This window comes from bacterium (assembly GCA_035419245.1).
GTDB lineage: Bacteria > Zhuqueibacterota > Zhuqueibacteria > Residuimicrobiales > Residuimicrobiaceae > JAKPUX01.
The window spans coordinates 1-20,754 of sequence record DAOLSP010000028.1; the positions used below are offsets into that span (position 1 = coordinate 1).

Sequence of the window (20,754 nt, forward strand, 5' to 3'; positions counted from 1 at the left end):
ACGCCTAGCGGCTTGATGCTGGATCCGTCGCTGGCATGTTCTGGTGACGGCTAACTCAAATTCAACGACATGACACTGTCGCGTTAACGCGCCTCAGTGTCGTTAAACTCAACCACCAACCCCGGAGAACCGCGCCATGACGACCGTCATCGAACAAAACGCGACATTCACCGCCGCGGAACGCGACACCAGGCCGGCCAATCAGCCGCCGAAGCTGCTTGACCGTGTCCGCGAGCGCATCCGGGTACTGCACTACGCGCGGACGACCGAGAAAACCTACATCCACTGGATTCTCGGCTACATCCGTTTCCATGGCCGGTGCCATCCACAGGACATGGGCGCCGCGGAGGTCGAAGCCTACCTGTCGCACCTGGCCACGGCGCGCGACGTTGCCGCTGGCACGCAGAATCAGGCCATGCACGCCATCCTGTTTTTATACAAGCAGGTGCTCGGCATCGACCTGCCATGGCTCGACGGCATCACCCGCGCCAAACCGTCGAAGCGCCTGCCCACGGTACTGACACAAGCCGAGACACGCGCCCTGCTGGCCGAAGTCGACGGCCTGCCAGGCCTCGTCATCAGGCTACTCTACGGCACCGGCATGCGGCTGATGGAAGGCCTGCGCCTGCGGGTCAAGGACATCGATTTCGCCGGCCGGGCCATCGTCGTCCGCGGCGGAAAGGGCGACAAGGATCGCGTCGTACCCCTGCCGGAATCGTTGATCACGCCGCTGCAGGCACGGCTGGCCGAGCGCCGCAAGATGCACGACGTCGACCTCGCCAAGGGCATGGCCGACGTCGAACTGCCGCACGCCCTGGAACGAAAATATCCGAACGCCGGCAAAGAGTTCGGCTGGCAATACGTCTTCGCCGCCGCCGACTACTCAGCCGATCCGCACTCTGGCGTCATCCGTCGCCACCACCTGCACGAAAAGACCATCCAGCGCCATGTGCGCGATGCCGCCCGCCGCGCCGGCATCATCAAGCCGACCCACCCGCATACCCTGCGCCACAGCTTCGCCACCCACCTGCTCGAAACCGGCGCCGACATCCGCACCGTGCAGGAGCTGCTCGGCCACAGCGATGTCTCGACGACGATGATCTACACCCACGTCCTCAACCGCGGCGGGCGCGGCGTGGTCAGTCCGCTGGACAGGATTTAAGCGGTAATCGCACCACATCAAGCCCGCCCAGTGCGGGCTTTTCTCATTACAATTCGCCGATGTCCATCGCCATCATCATCGTCATCGGCTGGCTCTACGTCACCATTCTAGTCGCCGCCAATGAGCCCAGCGTTGTCGCCGGCATCATCTCGTTTCTGTTCTACGGCGCCCTGCCCTGCGGCATCATCATCTATCTCAGCAGCAGCCGAATTCGCCGGCAGCGAGCGCATTTCCGCGAAAAACGCGGAAAAGACGCGGCGCCGTAAAACGTGTACACAGCGATGCAATCGGCTGGCTAAACGCATCGTCGTGTACACATCGCCCGTGACTCGGAATAGAATCGCTGCCCATGTCACATGTCTACAGCTACCTCCGCTTTTCCAGCGCCCGCCAGGGCACCGGGAGCAGTATCGATCGGCAGCTTGAATATGCCCGGCGATGGGCTACCGAAAATGGGATGGTGCTCGACGAGTCGCTGACGATGCGCGATGAGGGGTTGAGTGCCTACCATCAGCGGCACGTCAAGGCCGGGGCGCTTGGGGTGTTTCTGGTGGCGGCACAGGAGGGCCGTATTCCGGCCGGGTCGGTGCTGATCGTCGAGGGGCTTGACCGGCTGTCGCGGGCCGAGCCGATCCTGGCCCAGGCGCAGCTGGCGCAGATCATCAATGCCGATATCACGGTAGTGACGGCGAGCGACGGCAAGCGCTACAACCGCGAGGCGCTGAAGGCGACGCCGATGGATCTGGTGCATTCGCTGCTGGTCATGATCCGAGCCCATGAGGAGTCGGAGACCAAGAGCAAGCGGGTCAAGGCGGCGATTCGTCGGCATTGCGAGGCGTGGGCTGGCGGCCGGCAGGATCTGGCCAGCCGGCTGGGGCGGCATCCGCGCTGGCTGCGCTTTGCCGACGGTGCCTGGTCGATTGTGCCGGAGCGCCAGGCGGGAATCCTGCGGGCCATCGCGCTGTTTCGGGAGGGATGGGGAAACCGGCGGATCGGTGACGCGCTGATCGCCGAAGGCCTGCAGCTGGGCGATGGCCCACCGAACGCTAACCAGATTTACCGGACGATCCGCAACCCGGCGTTGATGGGCGTCAAGGTGCTCGGTATGGATGGCGAGACCTACCGGCTGGCGGGCTATTACCCGGCCCTGCTCGGCGCCGCCGAATTCGCCGAGCTGCAGCTGCTGATGGACCAGCGGGCGAGGACTGGCACGGCGGTCGGCAAGATACCCGGCATCCTGACCGGCATCGGCATCACCTATTGCGGCTACTGCGGCAGCGCCATGGTGGCCAACAACGTGACGACCCGCACGCGCCAGGACGGCACGCTGGCCGAAGGCAGCCGGCGCTTGCTCTGCTCCTGCCGGGCGGCGCGGCGCTCGTGCCCGATGCCGGCGACCTGCGCCGCCGGGCCTGTAGAGCGGGCGATCATGACCTGGTGCGCCGACCAGATCAACCTGAGCGCCCTGCTCCACGGCCAGGGCAGCCAGGCGGCGACGTTGCGCAAGATGTTGGCCGGCGAGCGCCGCAAGCTGGCCGAGGTGGATGGACGCATGGCCCGGATGACAGAGATCATGCTGGCGGCCGACGCCGGCGACACGCCGCTGGCCTTTGTGCGCAAGGCCCGCGAACTGGAGGCCGAGCGCGAAGCGGTGGCGTCGGAGGTCAAGGCCATCGAGCAGCGGCTGATGGCGGCCGGTCGCAACCAGACGCCGGCCGCCGCCGAGGCCTGGGCGGAACTGCAGCGCGGCGTCGAGGCAATGGATTACGGGGCGCGTCTCAAGACGCGGCGGCTGTTCGCCGAGACTTTCGAGCGGATCGTGATTTATTCGCGCGGCATGGGTCTTGACCCGGCCGGCCAGGTCGTCGATGTGCTGCTGGTGGCCAAGGGCGGTGGAAGCCGGGAACTGGTCATCGATCGCAAGAGCGGCCGGCTCATTGAGGGGGCCTCAGCGCAGGAATGGCCACCAGAAAACCATTGAAGCCCATTTCCACCAGCAGCGCATCATCGCGTCGGCGGTACGAACGGCCGGCGGGTGGGCAGCCTTCCAGGCGGCCAGGTCAGTTACCTTGTCGGGCATCGATGATCTCCTCTCTGCGGTAAACGGTCGTTTTCTCAAGCCCATGGAAAAACAGCGGCGGCAGCCAGCGCGGCCGGGGCTTGATGGGGACATATTCCTTTTTGACCAGGCTGCCATCGGCCAGTTCGAAGATCACGGCGAAATGCGGGAACCAGCCCCAGTGGCTTTTTCGGATGACCAGGTGGTCGCTTGCCCGACCGAAGCGCCAGGTGCGCAGGGCGTAGGTCAGGCAGTTGTCCATTATTTCGGCCAGGCGTCGGTCAGGGTCTGGGCATCGCTGGCGTGGCCATCAGCTGCTTGTGCCAGCGCTCCAAGCTCTGCGCTGCACTGCTCGAATACGTCGAGGGCGGCATCGGCTGTCGCAGCGCAGGCGGCGGCGGAAAGGCCGGACAGGTTGGCACGGAGGGCGGCATAGTCGTCGCGCATCCGGACATAGCGAGACTGAGCCACAGCCAGCTCGACCTTGTGGCGTTTTTCACGTTCGGCGGCATCATCTTCGGCCTTTCTGATCTGGTCATTCATGGTTTTTTCCTGCGCCCGGGCTGCCACTTCGGCGCGGTGCGACTGGGCAGCGAAGACATCGACGGCGTGCTGGTAGCCGATGGCCTCGTGATAGGCGGTGAGGCGGTAGTAGCCGAGCATCAGGGCCAGGCCGAGGGCGACGATGCCGACGATCTGGGCGGTAAAGCGGTATTCGACGGGGATGAGGGCGAGCGGGTTCATGCTGCGCTCCGGTAGCGCAGTCCATCGAAGCTCAGGCACTGGCCGCGCAGGCGCTCGTCGAAGGAGATGTGCACCCAGCCGCCGCCGGGCGAATCGGGCCATTCGACGATCAACTGGTCGAAGGCGATACCCGACTCACGGATGGCCTCGAAGACCTGGCCGACGGTGCCATAGGCCGGGCATTGGAAGTCGATGGCGTGGCCTAGCAGGTGGGCGCTGCTCGGCGTGCCGCCGACGGCCTTGTTGAGTTCGAGGGAGCGGAACCACGAATGCACGATAATCGGCCATCCGAGGATTTCTCGGACGCGCTCCAGGCGGTCAGCCGCCCGGCGGATGGCGGCGAACTGCTTGGCGTCGGGCACGTTGCCGAGGCGCAGCCGGGTGGCAGTCGGGCTGAAAATCGCCTCGTGCAGCGTGAAGTGGCGGGAGAGCTGGCGGTCTATGGTCATTGGCAATCATCCGAACGGTCGCGGCCATGGCGCTCATGGGCCACGCTGCGGGCGCCGATCAGGGCGATGATGACGCCGACGACGATCAACAGCAGGCCGGCGCTCATCAGCCTGCCCTCCCGGCGATCAGGCGCTGGAACAGCCGCTCCAGGCCGGATGTGCCCAGGCTGGCCAGGGCTGCGGCGACACCGATCTGGCCGAGCATGGGTACATCCGGCACCCAGACCAGCACGGCGCCGGCCGCCATGGCAATGCCGCCGGTGGAAAGGGCTCGGCCGATGATGATGCGGGCGGTCAGGGCTTCGCCGGAGGCGAGCAGCTGGCCGAGGCCGATGCTGATGCCGACCAGGGAAAAGAGCAGCGCGTTGCCGATCTGCTCAAGATATCCAATGACCTTTTCCGGCATTTTTATTCCTTTCTGCCCTCTGCGGGGCCGATGCGATGTAAAACCTAGATGTCGGCGGTAGCCCGCACGATGTTGGTGCCGTCCGAATAGACGATGGCCCGCTTGCCGGCGGCGACGGTGATGCCGGTGCCGGTCGCCCCGATGAATTGCAGGCCGAAGCCGCCGGTCGTGCCGTTGAATACGGTCCATTGGCGCGGCTTGAGGGGCAGCGTGATGTTGCGGGCGGCGGTCAGGGTGCCGGTGATCTCGATGATCTGGTTGCGGACCTCGGCAAAACTCAGCGTTGTATTGGCGTCGGAAATGGCCTTGACCAGCCGGCCAGTCACATCGGGCACGGCCAGGCGGTGGTCGGTATAGCTGCTCACCGTAGCCGCACCGGCCACCACGGTATAGAGCGGCGTGCAGCCAGCGGTGAAGGCGGTGGTGTTGGACGACACGGCGCCGGTAGTCGGCTCGGCCTCGATGTAATTGGTCAGGTTGGCGGTCAGGGTCAGAGTGCCATTGGCAATCTGGGTCAGCACGCCATTGACCAGGACGTTGCCGCCGTAATAGCCCCAGGTCAGGCCGGATGATGTCGATTGCCGGCGTCCGTAGAGGCTGGCCGGGCTGAGGGCGTCGAAGAGGGCGTTGGCTGTCACTTCCTTGCTAGCCTGGGACTGGATGATGGCGTCGAAGGTGATGGTTGAATTGCTCATAGTTACCTCGTGATGCTGGTGGTCAGTGGGTAGCCCAGGCCGACATTGACGGAGAGTTGATAGACCTTGACGTAGAGCGTTGCCTGGTTGCTGCCGAAATCGGTGACCTGCTGGGCGCTGGTATAGGCTGCGGTTGGTGACGACAGACCGGTCAGGGTGCGCTTGAGCGTGGTGTAGGCAGCGCTCGAATAAATCTCGACCTCGTAGGTTTCGCTGGCCTCACCGAGCGTGGCGTCGACGGCATCGCGCCATTCGCCTCCGGTACGTGTGCGGCGGACCCAGGACAGCGACCAGTCGCTGGTCGTCGGGTGGCGGTTGCCGTTGAGCCAGACCGGCGACAGGCATTCGAGATTGACGCCAGTGTAGGTGAACGCGGTGTTTTGCTCGGAATCGAGGGTGGCGCCGTTGCTGATCGCCCGGTAGGTTTTCGGCTGGCCGATCTGATTGAGGCTGGCCGATGCAAACTGCAAGGTGGCCGGGTCCATGTGCACGATGGTGTCGTAGGTAGCGTGCAGGCCGCTGGCCCATTCGGTGCCGAAACGACCGCGCAACAGGTCGGTCAGGATGTAGCTGCCGTCACCCTGGAGGGCTGCGGTACGGGCTGCGATGATCTCCCAGCGACCGTCGGCGCCATAGGCGAAGTGGTTGTAGCCGTTGAGCATCTGGGCTTCGCTGATCGATGACAGAGTACCGCTGAACAGCCGGACGTTGAGCGCCCCGGCGAAATCGATCAGACGGTGGTCGGCCGGGCTGGACAGGCTGCTCAGGGCTACACCCATCACCGATGAGCGGGCGAAACCGTTGCTGGGCAGCCAGGTCTGGCCGCCGTCGTCTGAGCGGTAAAGTGTGCCCCCTGCCCAGCCCGGCAGGTAACCGGACAAGGCTACCGGATAGCCTGGAACGTCGAAGCTGTCACTGAGCAGCGGAATATCGAGCAGGGCCATGGCTGTCGGGCCACGGCTGGAAATGGTGCCGGATGGCAGGGTTCCGGTTTCGCCGATGGCAAAGCTGGTATAAGGGCCGGTTGCCGATGGCTTGGCCGTCACTGCCAGCGGCCCTTCGGCGCTGTAGGAAATCTGGGTCAGGCGCAGATCGCGGGATTTGACTCCGTCATCGACGGTAATCACATCGGACGGCTCAAGCCAGCGGTAGGATGGCGGCATGGAGAACTGGACATCCTGGCGCTCAAGCCAGTACATGTAGAGCAGAATTTCCGACAGCCGGGCCGCCTCGCCCGCGGTCAGGACAATCGGCATCTCGATCTTTTTGGCGTTCGACGACGGCAGGTTCAAGCGCTCGGCGTACTGCTCGCCGATATCGTATTCGCGGCTATAATCGAGATGGGTCACCGATACCTTGCTCGGCAACTGCATGTCCATTTCGCGGGATACCGACAGGCGAATTCCGGGTTTATCCCCGCCGCGCCGGGCGTCCAGGTCGGCGGCTGGAACCGTCGCCAGCGATGATGCGACACCGCGACGCACGAATTTGACCTTGTAGCCGGACTGGATGACATCGAACGGCCAGGCGCCCTGCAGCGGGTCAATGGCTGCCCGCAGCGCACCGGTTTCCGATACCCGGTAGCCGCGCACCGAATCGGTCAGGCTGGTCGTGTTGAGGTCGGACAGGGAGAGCACGCCGGCCCGCAGACATTCGTCGCGGACGATGTTTGACAAGGGAACGACGGCATTCGACAGTGAGTCGAGCCGGATGGTCGAAACCTTGTTTTCGTTGGCGCTGTAATGTATCCACAGCGGCCAGATCAGGTGATCGCCGCCGTGTCGTTCGTAGCCCGGGGCGAACCCGGTGGCCTGGCCGAGATAGGTAAATCCGGACTGCGATACCGACCAGAATTTGTTATCCCAAGCCAGCACGACGATACCAGGAGAGCGCTCCCGGATAATCGGGTCGGCCCCGCCAACGGCATCTGTAATTGTAATTCCCTGGCCGGCCAGGCTGACCGACCACAACTCAGCCCATGAGTGGTCGTAGCAGACCAGTTTGGGAAAGCTGGTGATGGTGTAAAAATTGTTCTGGCCGATGAACATATCTGTTACGCGGCCATGCAGGCTGGTGGCATCGGTGATCAATGGCGTGGTGCCATCGACAAGATTGCGAATGACCGTCGTTGCTCCGGCAGAAAACTCGGTGCACAGGTATTTCTTATCCTGACGGCCGTGATAATTGCTGACCTGGGCACTTTCTGAACCGGTGGCGGCCGTTGTCGCCGTGGTGAAATACGGCACGCCATACTCGTTCATGAGGCGGATCGTGCCGTCGTTATCCATGAAAACGGAGATCGGCGTGTCGGCCCAGCCATTGACATGGATCAAGTTGTTGGCCGGGGTAACGGTTCGGCGGAACATCTCGACCTGATCGGCCGGGGCATAGCGCATGACGACACATGGCCCCGAAGAGCCGAGTCCGGCCGTATTGCGATAAATCGACAGGATTCCGTCAGTGCTGCAATAGAGCGATGTCGAACCATATGGGCGCGGCGTGCCGGTCAGCGTCTTTTGATTGATCAGGCTGACCGAGCCGCTGGTGCCGGAGGCCAGGACTTCGACCTTGATCTGGGCGCCGAGCAGGGTGTTGCCGTAATCGGTCAGGTCGAAATCCTCGAAGACGATGTAGGCCAGGCCGCGATAGGCCGGCGTATTGGCCACGCCGACCGTGGCCTGCATGCGCGGGTCTGGCATCTGCGTCTCGCTGCCGAGATAGACGCGGAAGCCGCTGCCCGAGGCGTTGCTGGCCAGCAGCGTGCCGATGTCACCCGAGCCGGCATCATAGATCAGGTTGCCGCCAACCCAGATGCGCCGCACGCCAATGATCGGCCCTTCGCACAGGCCGAGGGCGAAAGTGGCCGAGTATTTGTATGTCGTCGTTTCCGGGCCGCCGCCACCCTTGCCGCCGCCTTCGGTGTGACTGGTTTCCTTGAGGGCGTTGTTTTCGATCCAGAAAATATTCCCTGAGAGGGCGACACTGCCGTAGACGCGGGGAATCGGCACACCATAACTGGCGCCCTGCTGGGACAGGTCGGAGAGGCGCGGGCCGGTCAGCTTCGGGCCTTTGGGCGGGTCTATGGCCCCGCCGACAGCCCCGCCAAGAGCGGCGCCCATCGCAACATAGGACGCCCCGCCAGTGAAATAACCGACCACTGCGCCAACGACATAGCCAAGCCATTGCCCGGTGCTGGTATTACTGCTCATGGACAACCCCGACAAAGCGGTAGGCGGCGATGGTGCGGCGCTGCCAGATTTCGGAAAAGTCGTGTTCGCAGACCTCGCCCGGCGCGGCCCAGCTATGGATCAGGGTGGCGCCGGCATAAATGGCCAGGTGCTGCGGTTCGCGCTCAAAGGCCATGAGCAGGATGTCGCCCGGCAGGATGGCCGAGGCCGAAACCTCACGAAGTTCCGGCTGGGCGTCGAGCGCCGCCTTGAGCTGGCCGTTGGCCGGACGCCGGCCATAGCCGGGGAAATCGAGGTGATCGATCTCCAGGGCGCGGGCGACGGCGACAACCAGGCCGGCACAATCGAGGGCCACGCCGGGCAGCCGGCCCTGATGGACGAAAGGCGTTTTCAGGCAGGTGCGGGCGGCGGCGATGATCTGGTCCGGTGTCATCGTGACCCCATCTGCGAGTAGGTGCTGCTCACCGGCATTTCCTTGAATCCGCCAAAGTTGATGACGTTATTCCATTTGTCGCGGCAGTCTTCATCGCGCCGTTTTCGGCAACCGGGGATCATGGTGTAGGTGTCTCCGACGGCCGGCGTGTAGTAGAACGGCTCGAAGGTTTCGATCTGTCCACCGAGCGAAAAAACGCGGATCTCCAGGGGCTTGAGGCCGGCGTTCTGTCCGCTGGTGAACTGGATGCTGCCCAGGGCAAAATAATCGGCGGGCGAGATCAGTGTCGAGTCGGTGAATTGCTGGGCGCTGCTCACGGCGGTCAGGGTGCCGGTCACGGTCAGGGGGCCGAGCGCTACCTTGCAGCCGGCAAACTCCTGGCCGCCGAACGTCTTGGGGCATTGGGCCGTGTAGGATTTGCCGAATGACTGGTTGAGGGCATCGACCAGTGCCATTTCCTCGATCTTGTAGTGATCGTCCTCGAGGTTGGTCTTGCCGAGGAAACTGGCAACGATGGGTTCATAGTCTTCGACCGGAGCGAGAAAATCGCAGGCGAACAGGTAGCAGCGGGCGCCATCGAAAACACCGGAAGAAATCATGCTGGCCGTTACCCCGGCGAAACCGAGGAAGCCATCCATGTCAATCGCCGATGGCGACAGCGAGGCGGTGGCGACGTAGCCGGTGAAGTCGTAGCCCGATCCGGTGAGATAGACTTGGCCATTGCTCATGGTCAGGTCTTTTGGGAAGCGGGTAACGCGGACCACTGTGCCATTCAGGCATTCGATGCGCAGGCAGATGGCACGGGTTTCGTGCGGGGCGATCTGGGGCCTCATGGGTTGATCAGCTCCATCAGTTCGATGCCATCGACCGAGCGATAGCCGGGGAAATCCTGGCCGATGGGCAGCGATGTGTTGAACCGTACCGGGAAGTCGAATTCGAAGCCGGCCTTGACCGTCTCCCCGCTCTGCGGCCGGGTATTGACCACGCCGCCCGAGGTGTAGGCCGAGAAGATGGTCGAATTGATGGCGACGGTGATGGTGGTGGCCGTGACAGCGGTGATCAGGGCGCGCAGGCCGTTGATCTGGGTCATGCCGACCACGGCAGAAACCTGTACCGACTGGCCGACGACCAGCACATGCGCCCCGAGCGTGATGACGGCCGAGGCGGCATTGGTGATGCCGGTGATCGGGTAGGTCTGGTTGGCGGCGAAGGTTACCCGGCCGGTGGCGGTGACGACCGACCAGTCGGCCGAGCGGATGGCGGTGGCGCCGATGGAAACCAGCACCGTACCGGCGACCGGCTTCTTGATTTCGCGGTAGGCATAGCCGGTGGCGCCGGCGGCCTTGTCGGTGCCGTAATATTTCCGCAACTGATAGACGCCGGCCGAAACCAGGCCCATGGTCTGGTCGAAGGCGGTTGGCGTGCCGACACGGCCGTTGCTGCTGAACTCGTCGGCACAGCGGGCACGGAAGCCGGCGAACCTGCCATGGGCCCGGTGATAAATGCCCTGCAGCTCGATGTAGGTTTTCTCGTTGTCGAGCAGGTAGGAGATGTCGAACTTGCGCACCGGGAAAGGATGGACCAGGGCGCGATATTCCTGGCCGCCGACTGTCTGGATGATGTCGACCTGGTAGTCGTCGGCGTAGCTGGCCCCCATGCGGATCAGGCCGCTGATGCGCTCTTCGAGGAAGTCAGGCATGGTCGATCACCTCGCCACCGGCCAGAACATCGATTGACGGGTTTATCGCCGTGATGGTTATTTTGGCAATCGTGATACCGGGCTGCATCTCAATGGATACCGAATTCACGTTTTTAAGCATGTTTCCATGCTGATCAATTATTTTCGTGCCGGCTGGCGTGCCGTCTGAAATTATCTTGAATATCTTGATATCAGGCATTTATCACCACCTTTACCCGCAAACCCGTCAGAGGCATGTACATCTCTTTTTCGTCTGGTTTGAACATCCCAAATACCGGCACGTTTTTTCCGTTTTCAAACAGGAATTTGTCAGGCATAGCGCTGCGCTCCGTTCATGGCACCGAGGGCGGCGCGGGCGCCGGCGGCGGCGGATCGGCGGACCTGCGCCGAATCGGTGCCCTGGCCGGCGTTGATTGTCTGGTTGATGACCATGCCCTGGCCGCCCTGCATGGAGACCGGGATGCGACGGCCATCGGGAAGCGGAACGTAGGCCTCGGGCTGCGCGCCTTCGCCGAACATGGCGAGCTGCGGCGAGCTGGCGATGCCGCCACCGGCGTATTTGCGCAGGGGAACGGCGCCCTGGCTGGTCATCACGCCGCCGTCGGCAAAAAACGAGGCGGCCCAGGTAGCGGCCTTGCCGACCCATCCCCAGTCACCTGCTCCACCTCCAGATGTTGCCTGACCCATGGTGCCGAACAGGCTTTTTGAAAGCTGGGCGGCGGCAGCGTCGGCGATCATGCGCTGGATCATGGTGCCGAAGCGGCTGGCCATGCCATCCAGGCCATCCTTGAACGGATCGAAGAGGAAGTCGGCCATCGAGCTCTGGATGTTCTTGGCAGCCGACTGAAAGAAATGGTCCATCTCTCCGGCGGTTTCCTTGGCCTTTGCCTGCGTTTTGTCGAAGGCGTCCTGGGCCGAGAAAATAGCGCGGCTGTAGGTTTCCCAGTTGATGGCGCCGCCATCGAGCAGCTTGTTGAGGCGGTCGATCTCGTCGGCCAGCACCTCGTGCGGTGTGCGCATCGATTCGACCAGTTTTTTCCCTTCGGCCATGGCCCGGGCAGCCTGCTCGGCGGCATAGGCCTGGTCGAACTGAGCCGCTGCCGTCTGCCGCCAGGCTTCCGGCATGTTGGCCCATTCCGGAGCGACCATCAGGTCGTAGAGGGTTTTCTGGGTTCGAGTCAGGTCAAGCTGGGCGGCATCGGCATCGCGGCTGATGCCGGCCAGCTGCTCCATGGCCTTGCCGTAGGCCAGGGCTTCGTCGCTGGCCTTGTCGGCAGGCCCCTTGATGGCCTTGGATTTTTTGTCATCGATCGGGATCATCCCGGTGGCGCCGGCCTTGGTCATTTTTGCCAGGGCATCCGAAATAGCCGTCTGGGCGGCTGCGGCATCGGACGAACCCTTGGCGGCTGCGACCAGGGTGGCGGCCAGTTCGCGGCCGCTCTTGCTACCCCGGGCCAGGGCGATGGCATAGCGTTCGGCGAGGATGGTCGATTCGCTGACGCCGGATCGGGCATCGGCCAGCAGATCGCGGGCGACGCCGAGCTCGATGCCGAGCTTCTTGGCGACATCGACCGCCTTGTCGCCGCCGATGATCTTGTCGAGGGTGCCGAAGCTGGCCATCTCCTTGAGCTGGCTGCCAATCGATACTTCGGCCGCCTGGGCGGTCACATCGGCCAGGGCCTTGCGATATTCGAGGAGCGAAACCTGGCCTTCGCGGGCTGCCTGGTTCGAGGCGTTGAACTGCTTGAAAACCGGCGTCATGTCGAACTGCCGTGAGGTTTCGGCGATGCCGCCGAGGGCGCCATCGAGATCGCTCAGGGCAGCCGAAAACGGCTTGACTTCATCGCCCGATTTGAAAAACTCGACGATCTGCGGGGCAAAGCTGGCGACGATGCCAGCGACGGCTCCCAGCGCACCGAACCCGGCGAGCAACTGGGGCAACTGCTGACCCAGCGCCCGAGAGGCGGCCGTGCCGCCCTGGACCTGAACGACGAAATCGCTGATCTGGTAGCTGGCGTTCTGGATGGCATACTTGGTGCTTCCCGACATGCCACCGAGCGCCGCAGCTGTCGCCTGACCAGACTGAGCCGACTTGGCCGACAGGTCGCTCAGGCTCTTATTGACCGAGTCGAAGGCTTTTTTCGTCTCGTCGCTGGCGGTCAGGGTGATGCCGACTTTATTTTGGCTCATGTGTTGTCTCGGATGATCGTCAGGTCATGAATCAGTAACTCGATATCCCGGGCGCCGATGATCTCGATGACCCAGTCCAACGCGGCGAAGTCCATTCCTCCCATCAGCTTCCAGGCCTGGATGGAAGCTTGAAATTCGACTGGCGGCGGCGGCGGCGGTGGTGCTGGCCGCCGGCAGACCGACAGCCAGGCCTTTAGACGTTTCCCCGGTCGGCGAGTACCTGTTCATAGGCCTGGTAGGCATCGATCACGCCCTTGACCAGGGGCTGCCATAAATCCGGGTAATCCTTGATCCAGGCGCCAAAGGCCGCGCCGTCGAAGACCACAGGCTCGGGCAGGCCACCGGGAACCAGGTCGATTTCCTGCAGGTCCCAGCCGACGACAAAGCCGGCCGCCCAGACGACATCGGCCTTGACGCCGGCCCCCTGGGACATCACCACATCCCACGGCGTCGGCCGTTCGATGGTGATCTTGTGACGGCCCAGCTCGATGACCGAGCGGCGGGAACGGGAGATCGATTCGGCGTTTATCTGGCGCACGATCAGGCCGCCAGAATGGTCAGGCCACCCAGCATGGTGATCTTGGCCGGGCTGGTGGTAATGGCCTGCTTGCCACCGCCAGGGGCGCCGGTGTAGCCGACGGTGCCATACCAGAGGGTGCTGACGCCATCCGGCCAGACGACACGGAAGCCTTTGTTGGCGCGTGTCTTGAAGGCGGTGATCATGGCTTTCTGGGCGGGCGATGACGGGTCCCACTGCATGACCATGTCGGCCGACTGGGCTGAGGCGCCGACGACGATCTGGGTATCGTTGAGATCGTGCACCGTGGTGCTGTCGTTTGTCTTGATATCGCCGCCGGTAAAGCTGAAGTCCTGGACACCGGTAATCGAGGTGCCGAGCGTGACCTTTTTGGCGGTGCCGCTGGCGAAGGTCGAGAACAGGGTGGTATCGATGCCGGTGGTGCCGTCGACGTCGGCCACGCCGAAGACGCCGGCGCTGACGTTGACCACTTTCATCAAGTAGCCGTGTAGCTCGACCATGCCCTGGATTTCAAGCAGCACGAAGTCGCCGTTGACCAGGGGGTGGCCGACGGCGGAGAAGACGCCGGGAGCGGCCTTGGTGATGGCGGTGATGGTGATCGGTGCGGCGATGGCCGACTCCATGAAGAGCTTGAGGCCGGAATTGGTGTGAATGGTCATGCTGGGCTCCTAGAGGGCGACGGCCGGGTTGGTACCGGCAATGAAATAGGTGATGGGGTAGGTGATGCGATTGACGCCGCAGGGTTTTTCCAGGCTGTCGTCAACGTCCGGTTCGATGCGCGGGGCGCCGAGCATCTTGACCAGGCCGCCGAAGGTGAGATCGACGGTTGTGGCGATCTGTTGCTGCACTTCGAGGGCGATCTGGTCGAGACGGTCTTCCATGTCGCCGCTGTCCTTGGCGTAGCTTTCGATGACCAGGTCGGCGGTGCGCTCCTCGTCCCGGTCGTCGGTGGCATTGAGCAGCTCGCCGCTGTCGTCGCCGATCCACACCTTGAGGTAGGGAAGCACATCGGTATTGGGCCGGGTACGCTGGCCGAAGACGGCGGCGCCGGTAGTGGCCAGCCCGGTCAGGCGGGCCACGAAGGCGGCGCGGATCTGGCTGCGGACGTGGCTCATGCGATATCCAGCCGCAGGGTGGTGAGGCCGGTGCCGTCCGGCTCGACGCCGGTGATGACGTAGCTGCGGCCATCGATGACCACCGGCTGGCCGCGGACGGCGGAGACCGAGGACGGCAGGCGGAGCATCGGCCCGCTGCCGTCGATCATGCCGCCGAAGGCGGCGCCGAAAGCGTCGTCGAAAATGCCGCGCGCCGGGACGCCGTTGACGGTTACATCAACGGCGAAGTCGGAGAAGAAGCTGGGCAGGTCGGCGGCGAAATCCATGACCCGAAGGATGGATTTTCGGGGGTGGAAAAACTAGGCAAAAAATGTTCGCCGGGCGGCCGTCAACAGGTTTGCACGAGCAGGGTATCGGCGACGACCCAGCGCTCGCCGTCGGCATCATCGATCTGGCAGCGCAACTTGTAGGTGTTGCCATGCTGGCCGCCGATGATGCGCTGCAGGACGGTGGTGCCGGCGATCTGCGGCGTGCCGGAGATCATGGCCTGGGCGGTGGCATCGACCTGGCCGGCAACGACCGTGCAGCTGATTGCCGGGTTGGCGACCGAGGTGGCCAAGGCTGAAAAATCGAAGGTGACGGTGATGACCTCGGATGGGTCTTTGACGCGCTGGCTCATGATGACCGCCTGTTGATGGTGTAGTTTCTCGGCCCGGCCTTGATCAGGTAATTTCTGGCAGCGGCGCGGATGATGAATTTGGGGTCGGGCTCAAGGCCTGAGCCGGGCTGGCTGAGGTTGGCCGAGCCAGACGACAGGGCGGCGCCGAAGGCAGCCAGGTTGATGCTGATCGTCAATTGGCCGGCGCCCATGGCCTGGACAAAGCCAGCCGCGGTGATGCTGGCAGTGACCGAAGCCACCGCCGAGCCACCAGCCGCTGCCCCGCCTGCCGCCGATACCTGCCCCGGAGCATTGGCCGAGCCGGTAGCCGTACCGCTGGCCAGTGCCGAGCCGGCAGCCTGCAAGCCGACCGTAACCGACAGCACGGCAGTACCGGCAGCGATGGCCGCTCCGGACGCCGACAGCGAACCCGCTGCGCCGCCGCTCAGGTTGGCCGTTCCGCCGGCTTGTGCGGCGCCGGTAGCCAGCGCGTTGAGTTGCGCGGCCAGTGTGGCATTTCCTGACGCCAGCGCCGCCCCGGCGGCTTGAGCCAGCACCGAAGCCGACAAACCAGCCTGGCCGGCGGCTTGAGCCAAACCGGATGCCGAGATAGTTACCGTTGCCGATGGTATGGCCGATCCGGATGCAACAGACAGGCCAACGGCACTGATAGGCACCGAGGCGGCCAGTGCTGCCGAGCCGCCAGCGGTTGAGACGCCGACCGAGGCCAGGGCGACTTGTGCCGAGAGCGAGGCCGATCCGCTGGCCACATCGCTACCCGACGCTGATGCGTTGAGCGTTGATCCCCCGCCGGCCGCCACCGGGACGAATATCCCCAGCGACCGAGGGCGGAACAATTGCCACGGGTTGTCAGCCAGCGCCCGAAGTTCGCCGTCCGTGAGCGCCCGGTTGTACCAGAGGTTGAGGCCGATCTTTTGATATGGCGCTATGGCATAGGCGCCGCAGTAGCTGAAGCCGATACCAGGGCCGGTCCATGCCCCGGTTACCGAGTCTTTCACCCCGTCGACAAAGAGTGCCTGCTCAACGTTATAGCGCTGGCGGAAGGCCAGCAGGTGCATGTCGTCGTCGAGAATGACGAACGATCCACCGACATAGCGCGTGCCACCGATATAGGCGCGGCCCCGGATGCGGCCTTTGGTGGTGCCATCGCCGGTTTCGATTGCTGCGCCGATGGCATTTACCGACTGCGCCGTACTCACGACCTGGTATGCGCTGGCGTTGCTCTGGTTTACCGAGCAGAGCGTGACCAACGTAAAGTCACTCGTCGACGCTGGGAATCCCGGGACCAAAACCTGCGAAATATTCGACGCATAGCCATCAATCCGCGCGTGCGCCTGACCGCGCGTACCGATGACGCGCTGGCCGTTATTGACTGACGAGGTGACGCCGGCGTCATTGACCAACCTATTGATAAGCGGGTCGTAATAACAATACAGGCCGCGAGCGAGCGGCGACGCCTCGTCAAGCTCAAGTTTGCCCTGCGGCTGACGCTCCCGTGTGGCGTCCGGATATAGCCAATCGGCGAGATCGAACGACATTTAAGCGCCGGGCGACCAAGGCTGTGCCGTCAGGGTACAGCCGGCGCTGATTTGCTGGCCGGTGCCGTTGTTGAACAACCAGTAGTCGGCATCGGCCGAAATCGGAATTCTCTCCCACGACACTATCCAGCCGGTCGACGCATTGCCGGCCGAAGGAGAAGGCGACCCGGAATAGACGCGGCCGACCATGGAGGATGCAGGAGTCGGCCCGGGGTTGCCGGAAAAGTCGCGGTCGACTGCAACAATCTGGACGATACCGGCGACCGGAGCGGAGCCAAAACTCAGGCCAGTCAGGCGAAAATCGGCAACCATCGCGCCGCCTGTGTTGTTGATGCGCAGCTTGTCGGCCGAATTGGCATAGGCGTTATTGGCGATGGCGTTGGCCGTCGTAACCGTAACCGGTGAGCCGATATTGTTTCGGGTGATGGGGGTTGGCATGTCAGTTGATCCGGTTCAGTGCGTCAGAAACAGCGTTTATCGATACCGGCTCGGTGCGCTCGGCAACCGCCAGCAGCGCGGAAATGGCCGGGGAAAGCGCTGGATTGGCCTGAGCGAAAGCAGAAAGCTGCATCCGTGTTACCGGGTGGCCGATGTCGAATTCTCCGCGCTCGATCAGTTTCAGAGACCATTTGACGTTGGCGTCGGAGGCGGCCATCCCTTCCAGCCCATTGAGGAAATCCCCGCCACTCGGCGCCATAACGGCGAGGATGGTTCCCACGCCAATCGGGGTTGATACGACGTTGACCGCAGCCGGCAGCAGCGCAGCAATAGCGCCGTCATTGCGCGATGCCAGATGCGGTTCAATCGCCGCCATCTCGTCAGCCGTCAGGCCGCGCCCGGCGATGGCTTCGAGCGCTGATTGCTGGGCCGGGGTCATGTTAGTTGTCGATCTGGAACTGCAACTGGCCGGCGGTGAATTGCACGGTGAATCCAGCGCCGGAGACGTTGAGGGCGGAGGCCAGGTTGATGCAGATCCACGAATTACCGGCCGAGGCGGCGTCGTACCAGCGGACGCTCTGCAGGTTGCCCCAGGCGGCGGCCGAGGCCGGCCAGGCGATAACGGCGTTATTGCTGGTCGTGCCGTTGGTGCCGGTGGAGGCCGTGGTGCTGCCGGCCGATTGGGTGCCGGCCCAGTTGGCCAGCGAACTGGTCACGGCGACACGGGCATAGGCGCCGCCTGATGGTTCGGTCCCTGCTCCGGCATCGGTGCAGGTGTCGGTGGCGAGGCCCATGTACATGGTGGCCGGGGCGCCCAGCGACTGGCCGCGCAAGAGGGCATCCATGACCTTGTTTTCGCCGTAGTTGCTGAGGGCGTCGGCATGGGCGACAGTGGCCGACAGAAAGCCGCCAGCGACGAGGCCGAAGGCCACGACAAAGGCAAGCAGATGGTTTCGAAGTGATTTCATGGAGGGCTCCGTTGCAAAGCAAAAAAGGCCCGGGGGCCTTGGTTTTTGGCCGTCAGGCGGCCGGGGTTTCGGCGCCCTGGTCGTCGGATGCCGGGGCGACTGGCTCGGTGGCTTTCTTGCCTTTGGCCTTGGCCTTGGTCATGGCTTCAGCGGCCTTGAGCATGTCGGCCGGGGCGGTGAAGCGGCCGTCCTTGTAGCTGTCGTCGGCCTTGTTGACGTAGAGGGCGCGGTTGGCCTGAGTGAGCTTGCCGGCCTGGTCCTTGGGCACGTCGACGATTTCGCCGGAGGCGACGTGTTCGCCGCCGATGTCGGGGTTGAATACGACCTGGGTGGCTTCGATGATGAGGATTTTCATGGGGGTCTCCGATGGCCCGGTCCTGCTGGCCCGGCCTCGGTTGAGGCCGGGTCTTGTCACAGTCGCGGGCCGGGTTATCAGGTGGTCAGGATGTCCTTGACGACGGCGAAGGAGGCGACGTTGCGGACGTTGAAATCGACATCCTGCAGGGCGATGACGCGCTTGCCGCCGCTGGTGGCGTTGGCATACGGGTCGAGCATCAGATCGACGCCGCCCCACAGGCCCATGACCAGGTCGGACCAGTTGCCGAAGAAGGCGGCCGAGCAGATGCCGGAGGCTGAGCCCTTGGTCAAGTTGGAGGGGACGGTGTTGGTGACGTAGGCGTCGTAGCCGAGCACTTCGCCGATGCCGCGCTCACGGCCGGAGGTCCACACCGGGGCACCGTTGGTGCCGGTGAACACCTGCGTCTTGCGCAGCTTGCCGCGGACCTTGGAGTTGGTGACATAGGCCAGGTTGCCGATGTCGGCGTTGGCGTTGGACACGGCGGTTTCCAGATCGACAGCCATGTCGTAGGTCGGGGCGCCGCCGTTGGTGCCCATGGCGACCGAGCCGATGCCGGCGATGTTGGCCAGGCCGGCCGGCTGATTGCTGGCGCCGGTGCCGTTGAAGGCGCCGTCCTGCAGGCCGAGGGCGAGGACGCGGGCGAGGTCCATGCGGACGAAGAGTTCGACCGCGATAGAAGCTTGCAGCAGCAGGCGGCGGGTGAAGTCGGTGAAGGCGCCGATGGTTTTCGGTGTCAAGGGCACCTGGCCGATGGTCTGTTGCGTCTCGGTCGGGGCGCCGCCTTCAGCCACCCAGTAGGACGTGGCCGCGCCGGTCTGGCTGGGGATGGCGATGTTGCCGCTGAGGTCGTTGAGGACGGTGACGCCCAGGCGGTCGAGGATCATCGAATTGCGCAGGAGGTCGATGAAGCTGGAGCCGAGCAGTTCGGTGGCGACGACGTTGCCGCCAGCGGTCGGCGTGCCGGCCATCAGGTCACGGAAGTAGGCCTGGGTGGCAGCGCTGGAGCGGGAGACCAGTTGCAGCAGGCTGCGCACGACGCCGGCGGCGTCTTTCTGGTGCACGACCATGCCGCGGCCGAGCACGTCGGACGGCAGGGTGATGGCGGCTTCGCGTTCCTTGACGCGGGCGTCGGAAGTGTCGCGCTTGTCCTGGGCGGCGCGCGAGCATTCCATCTCGAACGGCGCGATCTTGGCGGCGTTGAGCGGGTCCTGGGCGGCCAGGAAGGCGCGGCAGAACGAGTAGGACTGTACTTCGTTTTCCGACAGGCCGATTTCCGGCGATTCGGCGACGCGCAACTGGCCGTTGTCCTTGAGCTTGGAGAGGACCAGTGCGCGGAAGGCGTCGGACGAGGTGCCGGATTCGGCGTGCTGGTCGGCCAGCTCGACCATGTTGAACTGGCGGCCGATGGCGGCGATGTCACGAACGCGGCTGCGCTCGGCGACGATCGGGTCCGGGCCGGTGACTTGAACGTTGGCGGTGGTGGTGGCCGCCGGGGTGTCGACTACTTGAGTCATGCTGCGTTCTCCTTTGGAGGGTTGTGATTCCCCAGCGGCTGGGGCATCGAGGTCAATCACGCTGGAGCGAGATTGTGTTTCGGTTGCTGATTGCTGATCTGGACAGGCAACCAGTTCAAATGAGGTTTCCACTTCACTGGCTGCTCGATAAAACCCGGCGCCGGTATCGGCGGGCTCGGCAACCATGGCGACATGGGTCGGCATCCAGCGGGTGGTTATCAGGACATTGTCCGGACGGATATATCCCTTTACCCGCTGATACCCGACGCTCACGCTGCGGATGATCTGATTCATCACGTCCCGGGCGTAGGCGACAGCCTCAGGGCGTTCGCCGAAACGGGCAAAGCCGCGCATTTCGCCATTGCCAATCGCAATGTCTTCGACGATGCCGATGTTGATCTGATTTCCCTGGTGAGTAACGATGATCGGGAACGGTGCCCGGGTCATATCAACGGCGGCAGGCTCGTGAACAAGAACCTCGGGGCCATCCGATACGGTGACGACGGCATCAGTCGAACAGACGACTGGTATGCGGCCAGCCGCGTCAACATTGGCGGCGCGGAACTCCAGGGTTCTGAATTGTCGGGTTTCCTTTTGCATGGGTTGCAGTCTCGGTTTGTCGGGGTTCTAAAACTAGGCAA

26 protein-coding genes are annotated in these 20,754 nt (G+C 63.7%); 3 read left to right on the forward strand and 23 right to left on the reverse strand.

The genetic code is table 11. The annotated features are described in order from the left end of the window. The first annotated feature begins 136 nt into the window (after nt 1-136). From PLH32_17280 to PLH32_17290, 3 genes are all read left to right on the forward strand, one after another. A complete protein-coding gene (locus PLH32_17280; GenBank protein ID HQJ66361.1) occupies nt 137-1,162 on the forward strand; it encodes an integron integrase in 1,026 nt (341 codons plus the stop codon). Between the two features lie 59 nt (nt 1,163-1,221). After that, nucleotides 1,222-1,428: a hypothetical protein gene (locus PLH32_17285; GenBank protein ID HQJ66362.1), complete on the forward strand. Its 207-nt coding sequence runs from the start codon at nt 1,222-1,224 to the stop codon at nt 1,426-1,428. An 83-nt stretch (nt 1,429-1,511) separates the two neighbouring features. Next, nucleotides 1,512-3,143 (forward strand): recombinase family protein, encoded by a 1,632-nt coding sequence (locus PLH32_17290; protein HQJ66363.1) that lies wholly within the window; start codon nt 1,512-1,514, stop codon nt 3,141-3,143. 79 nt (nt 3,144-3,222) lie between these two features. Here PLH32_17290 and PLH32_17295 read toward each other — a convergent pair whose 3' ends face one another. The 23 genes from PLH32_17295 to PLH32_17405 form a co-directional block, all read right to left on the reverse strand. Next, nucleotides 3,223-3,483 (reverse strand): hypothetical protein, encoded by a 261-nt coding sequence (locus PLH32_17295; GenBank protein ID HQJ66364.1) that lies wholly within the window; start codon nt 3,481-3,483, stop codon nt 3,223-3,225. Further along, entirely contained in the window at nt 3,483-3,965 is a 483-nt protein-coding gene (locus tag PLH32_17300; protein ID HQJ66365.1) for a hypothetical protein, read from the reverse strand. The genes PLH32_17295 and PLH32_17300 overlap by 1 nt, the downstream gene beginning before the upstream one ends. Further along, entirely contained in the window at nt 3,962-4,414 is a 453-nt protein-coding gene (locus tag PLH32_17305) for a D-Ala-D-Ala carboxypeptidase family metallohydrolase (GenBank protein HQJ66366.1), read from the reverse strand. Before PLH32_17305 ends, PLH32_17300 begins: the two co-directional genes overlap by 4 nt. 106 nt (nt 4,415-4,520) lie before the next feature. Then, nucleotides 4,521-4,820: a hypothetical protein gene (locus PLH32_17310; protein ID HQJ66367.1), complete on the reverse strand. Its 300-nt coding sequence runs from the start codon at nt 4,818-4,820 to the stop codon at nt 4,521-4,523. Between the two features lie 44 nt (nt 4,821-4,864). After that, nucleotides 4,865-5,515 carry a hypothetical protein gene (locus tag PLH32_17315; GenBank protein ID HQJ66368.1) on the reverse strand — a complete coding sequence of 217 codons (651 nt, stop codon included), beginning with the start codon at nt 5,513-5,515 and terminating at the stop codon, nt 4,865-4,867. Between the two features lie 2 nt (nt 5,516-5,517). After that, a complete protein-coding gene (locus tag PLH32_17320; protein HQJ66369.1) occupies nt 5,518-8,724 on the reverse strand; it encodes a phage tail protein in 3,207 nt (1,068 codons plus the stop codon). Next, nucleotides 8,714-9,136: an NlpC/P60 family protein gene (locus PLH32_17325; protein HQJ66370.1), complete on the reverse strand. Its 423-nt coding sequence runs from the start codon at nt 9,134-9,136 to the stop codon at nt 8,714-8,716. Before PLH32_17325 ends, PLH32_17320 begins: the two co-directional genes overlap by 11 nt. Beyond that, nucleotides 9,133-9,969: a DUF2163 domain-containing protein gene (locus PLH32_17330; GenBank protein ID HQJ66371.1), complete on the reverse strand. Its 837-nt coding sequence runs from the start codon at nt 9,967-9,969 to the stop codon at nt 9,133-9,135. The genes PLH32_17325 and PLH32_17330 overlap by 4 nt, the downstream gene beginning before the upstream one ends. Then, entirely contained in the window at nt 9,966-10,835 is an 870-nt protein-coding gene (locus PLH32_17335) for a DUF2460 domain-containing protein (protein ID HQJ66372.1), read from the reverse strand. The genes PLH32_17330 and PLH32_17335 overlap by 4 nt, the downstream gene beginning before the upstream one ends. Then, nucleotides 10,828-11,034 (reverse strand): hypothetical protein, encoded by a 207-nt coding sequence (locus tag PLH32_17340; GenBank protein HQJ66373.1) that lies wholly within the window; start codon nt 11,032-11,034, stop codon nt 10,828-10,830. The genes PLH32_17335 and PLH32_17340 overlap by 8 nt, the downstream gene beginning before the upstream one ends. Continuing rightward, nucleotides 11,027-11,152 (reverse strand): hypothetical protein, encoded by a 126-nt coding sequence (locus PLH32_17345; protein ID HQJ66374.1) that lies wholly within the window; start codon nt 11,150-11,152, stop codon nt 11,027-11,029. The genes PLH32_17340 and PLH32_17345 overlap by 8 nt, the downstream gene beginning before the upstream one ends. After that, nucleotides 11,145-13,025, reverse strand: coding sequence for a hypothetical protein (locus PLH32_17350; protein ID HQJ66375.1), 1,881 nt, complete (start codon nt 13,023-13,025; stop codon nt 11,145-11,147). Before PLH32_17350 ends, PLH32_17345 begins: the two co-directional genes overlap by 8 nt. A 193-nt stretch (nt 13,026-13,218) precedes the next feature. Then, on the reverse strand, nt 13,219-13,563 hold the full coding sequence (locus PLH32_17355) for a hypothetical protein (GenBank protein ID HQJ66376.1): 345 nt from the start codon (nt 13,561-13,563) through the stop codon (nt 13,219-13,221). A 2-nt stretch (nt 13,564-13,565) separates the two neighbouring features. Continuing rightward, on the reverse strand, nt 13,566-14,222 hold the full coding sequence (locus PLH32_17360; protein ID HQJ66377.1) for a phage tail tube protein: 657 nt from the start codon (nt 14,220-14,222) through the stop codon (nt 13,566-13,568). A gap of 9 nt (nt 14,223-14,231) precedes the next feature. Then, nucleotides 14,232-14,678 (reverse strand): hypothetical protein, encoded by a 447-nt coding sequence (locus tag PLH32_17365; protein ID HQJ66378.1) that lies wholly within the window; start codon nt 14,676-14,678, stop codon nt 14,232-14,234. Continuing rightward, entirely contained in the window at nt 14,675-14,944 is a 270-nt protein-coding gene (locus PLH32_17370; protein ID HQJ66379.1) for a hypothetical protein, read from the reverse strand. The genes PLH32_17365 and PLH32_17370 overlap by 4 nt, the downstream gene beginning before the upstream one ends. 62 nt (nt 14,945-15,006) lie before the next feature. Further along, nucleotides 15,007-15,297, reverse strand: a complete 291-nt coding sequence (locus PLH32_17375; protein ID HQJ66380.1) for a hypothetical protein — start codon at nt 15,295-15,297, stop codon at nt 15,007-15,009. Next, complete coding sequence (locus PLH32_17380; GenBank protein HQJ66381.1) at nt 15,294-16,835, reverse strand: hypothetical protein; 1,542 nt, start codon at nt 16,833-16,835, stop codon at nt 15,294-15,296. The genes PLH32_17375 and PLH32_17380 overlap by 4 nt, the downstream gene beginning before the upstream one ends. Further along, complete coding sequence (locus PLH32_17385; protein ID HQJ66382.1) at nt 16,836-17,273, reverse strand: hypothetical protein; 438 nt, start codon at nt 17,271-17,273, stop codon at nt 16,836-16,838. Nucleotide 17,274: 1 nt separating this feature from the next. Beyond that, entirely contained in the window at nt 17,275-17,712 is a 438-nt protein-coding gene (locus tag PLH32_17390) for a hypothetical protein (protein HQJ66383.1), read from the reverse strand. A 1-nt stretch (nt 17,713) separates the two neighbouring features. After that, nucleotides 17,714-18,241: a hypothetical protein gene (locus tag PLH32_17395; protein ID HQJ66384.1), complete on the reverse strand. Its 528-nt coding sequence runs from the start codon at nt 18,239-18,241 to the stop codon at nt 17,714-17,716. A 52-nt stretch (nt 18,242-18,293) separates the two neighbouring features. Continuing rightward, on the reverse strand, nt 18,294-18,596 hold the full coding sequence (locus PLH32_17400; protein HQJ66385.1) for a hypothetical protein: 303 nt from the start codon (nt 18,594-18,596) through the stop codon (nt 18,294-18,296). A gap of 77 nt (nt 18,597-18,673) precedes the next feature. Beyond that, nucleotides 18,674-20,713 carry a phage major capsid protein gene (locus PLH32_17405; GenBank protein ID HQJ66386.1) on the reverse strand — a complete coding sequence of 680 codons (2,040 nt, stop codon included), beginning with the start codon at nt 20,711-20,713 and terminating at the stop codon, nt 18,674-18,676. Nucleotides 20,714-20,754: the final 41 nt, after the last annotated feature.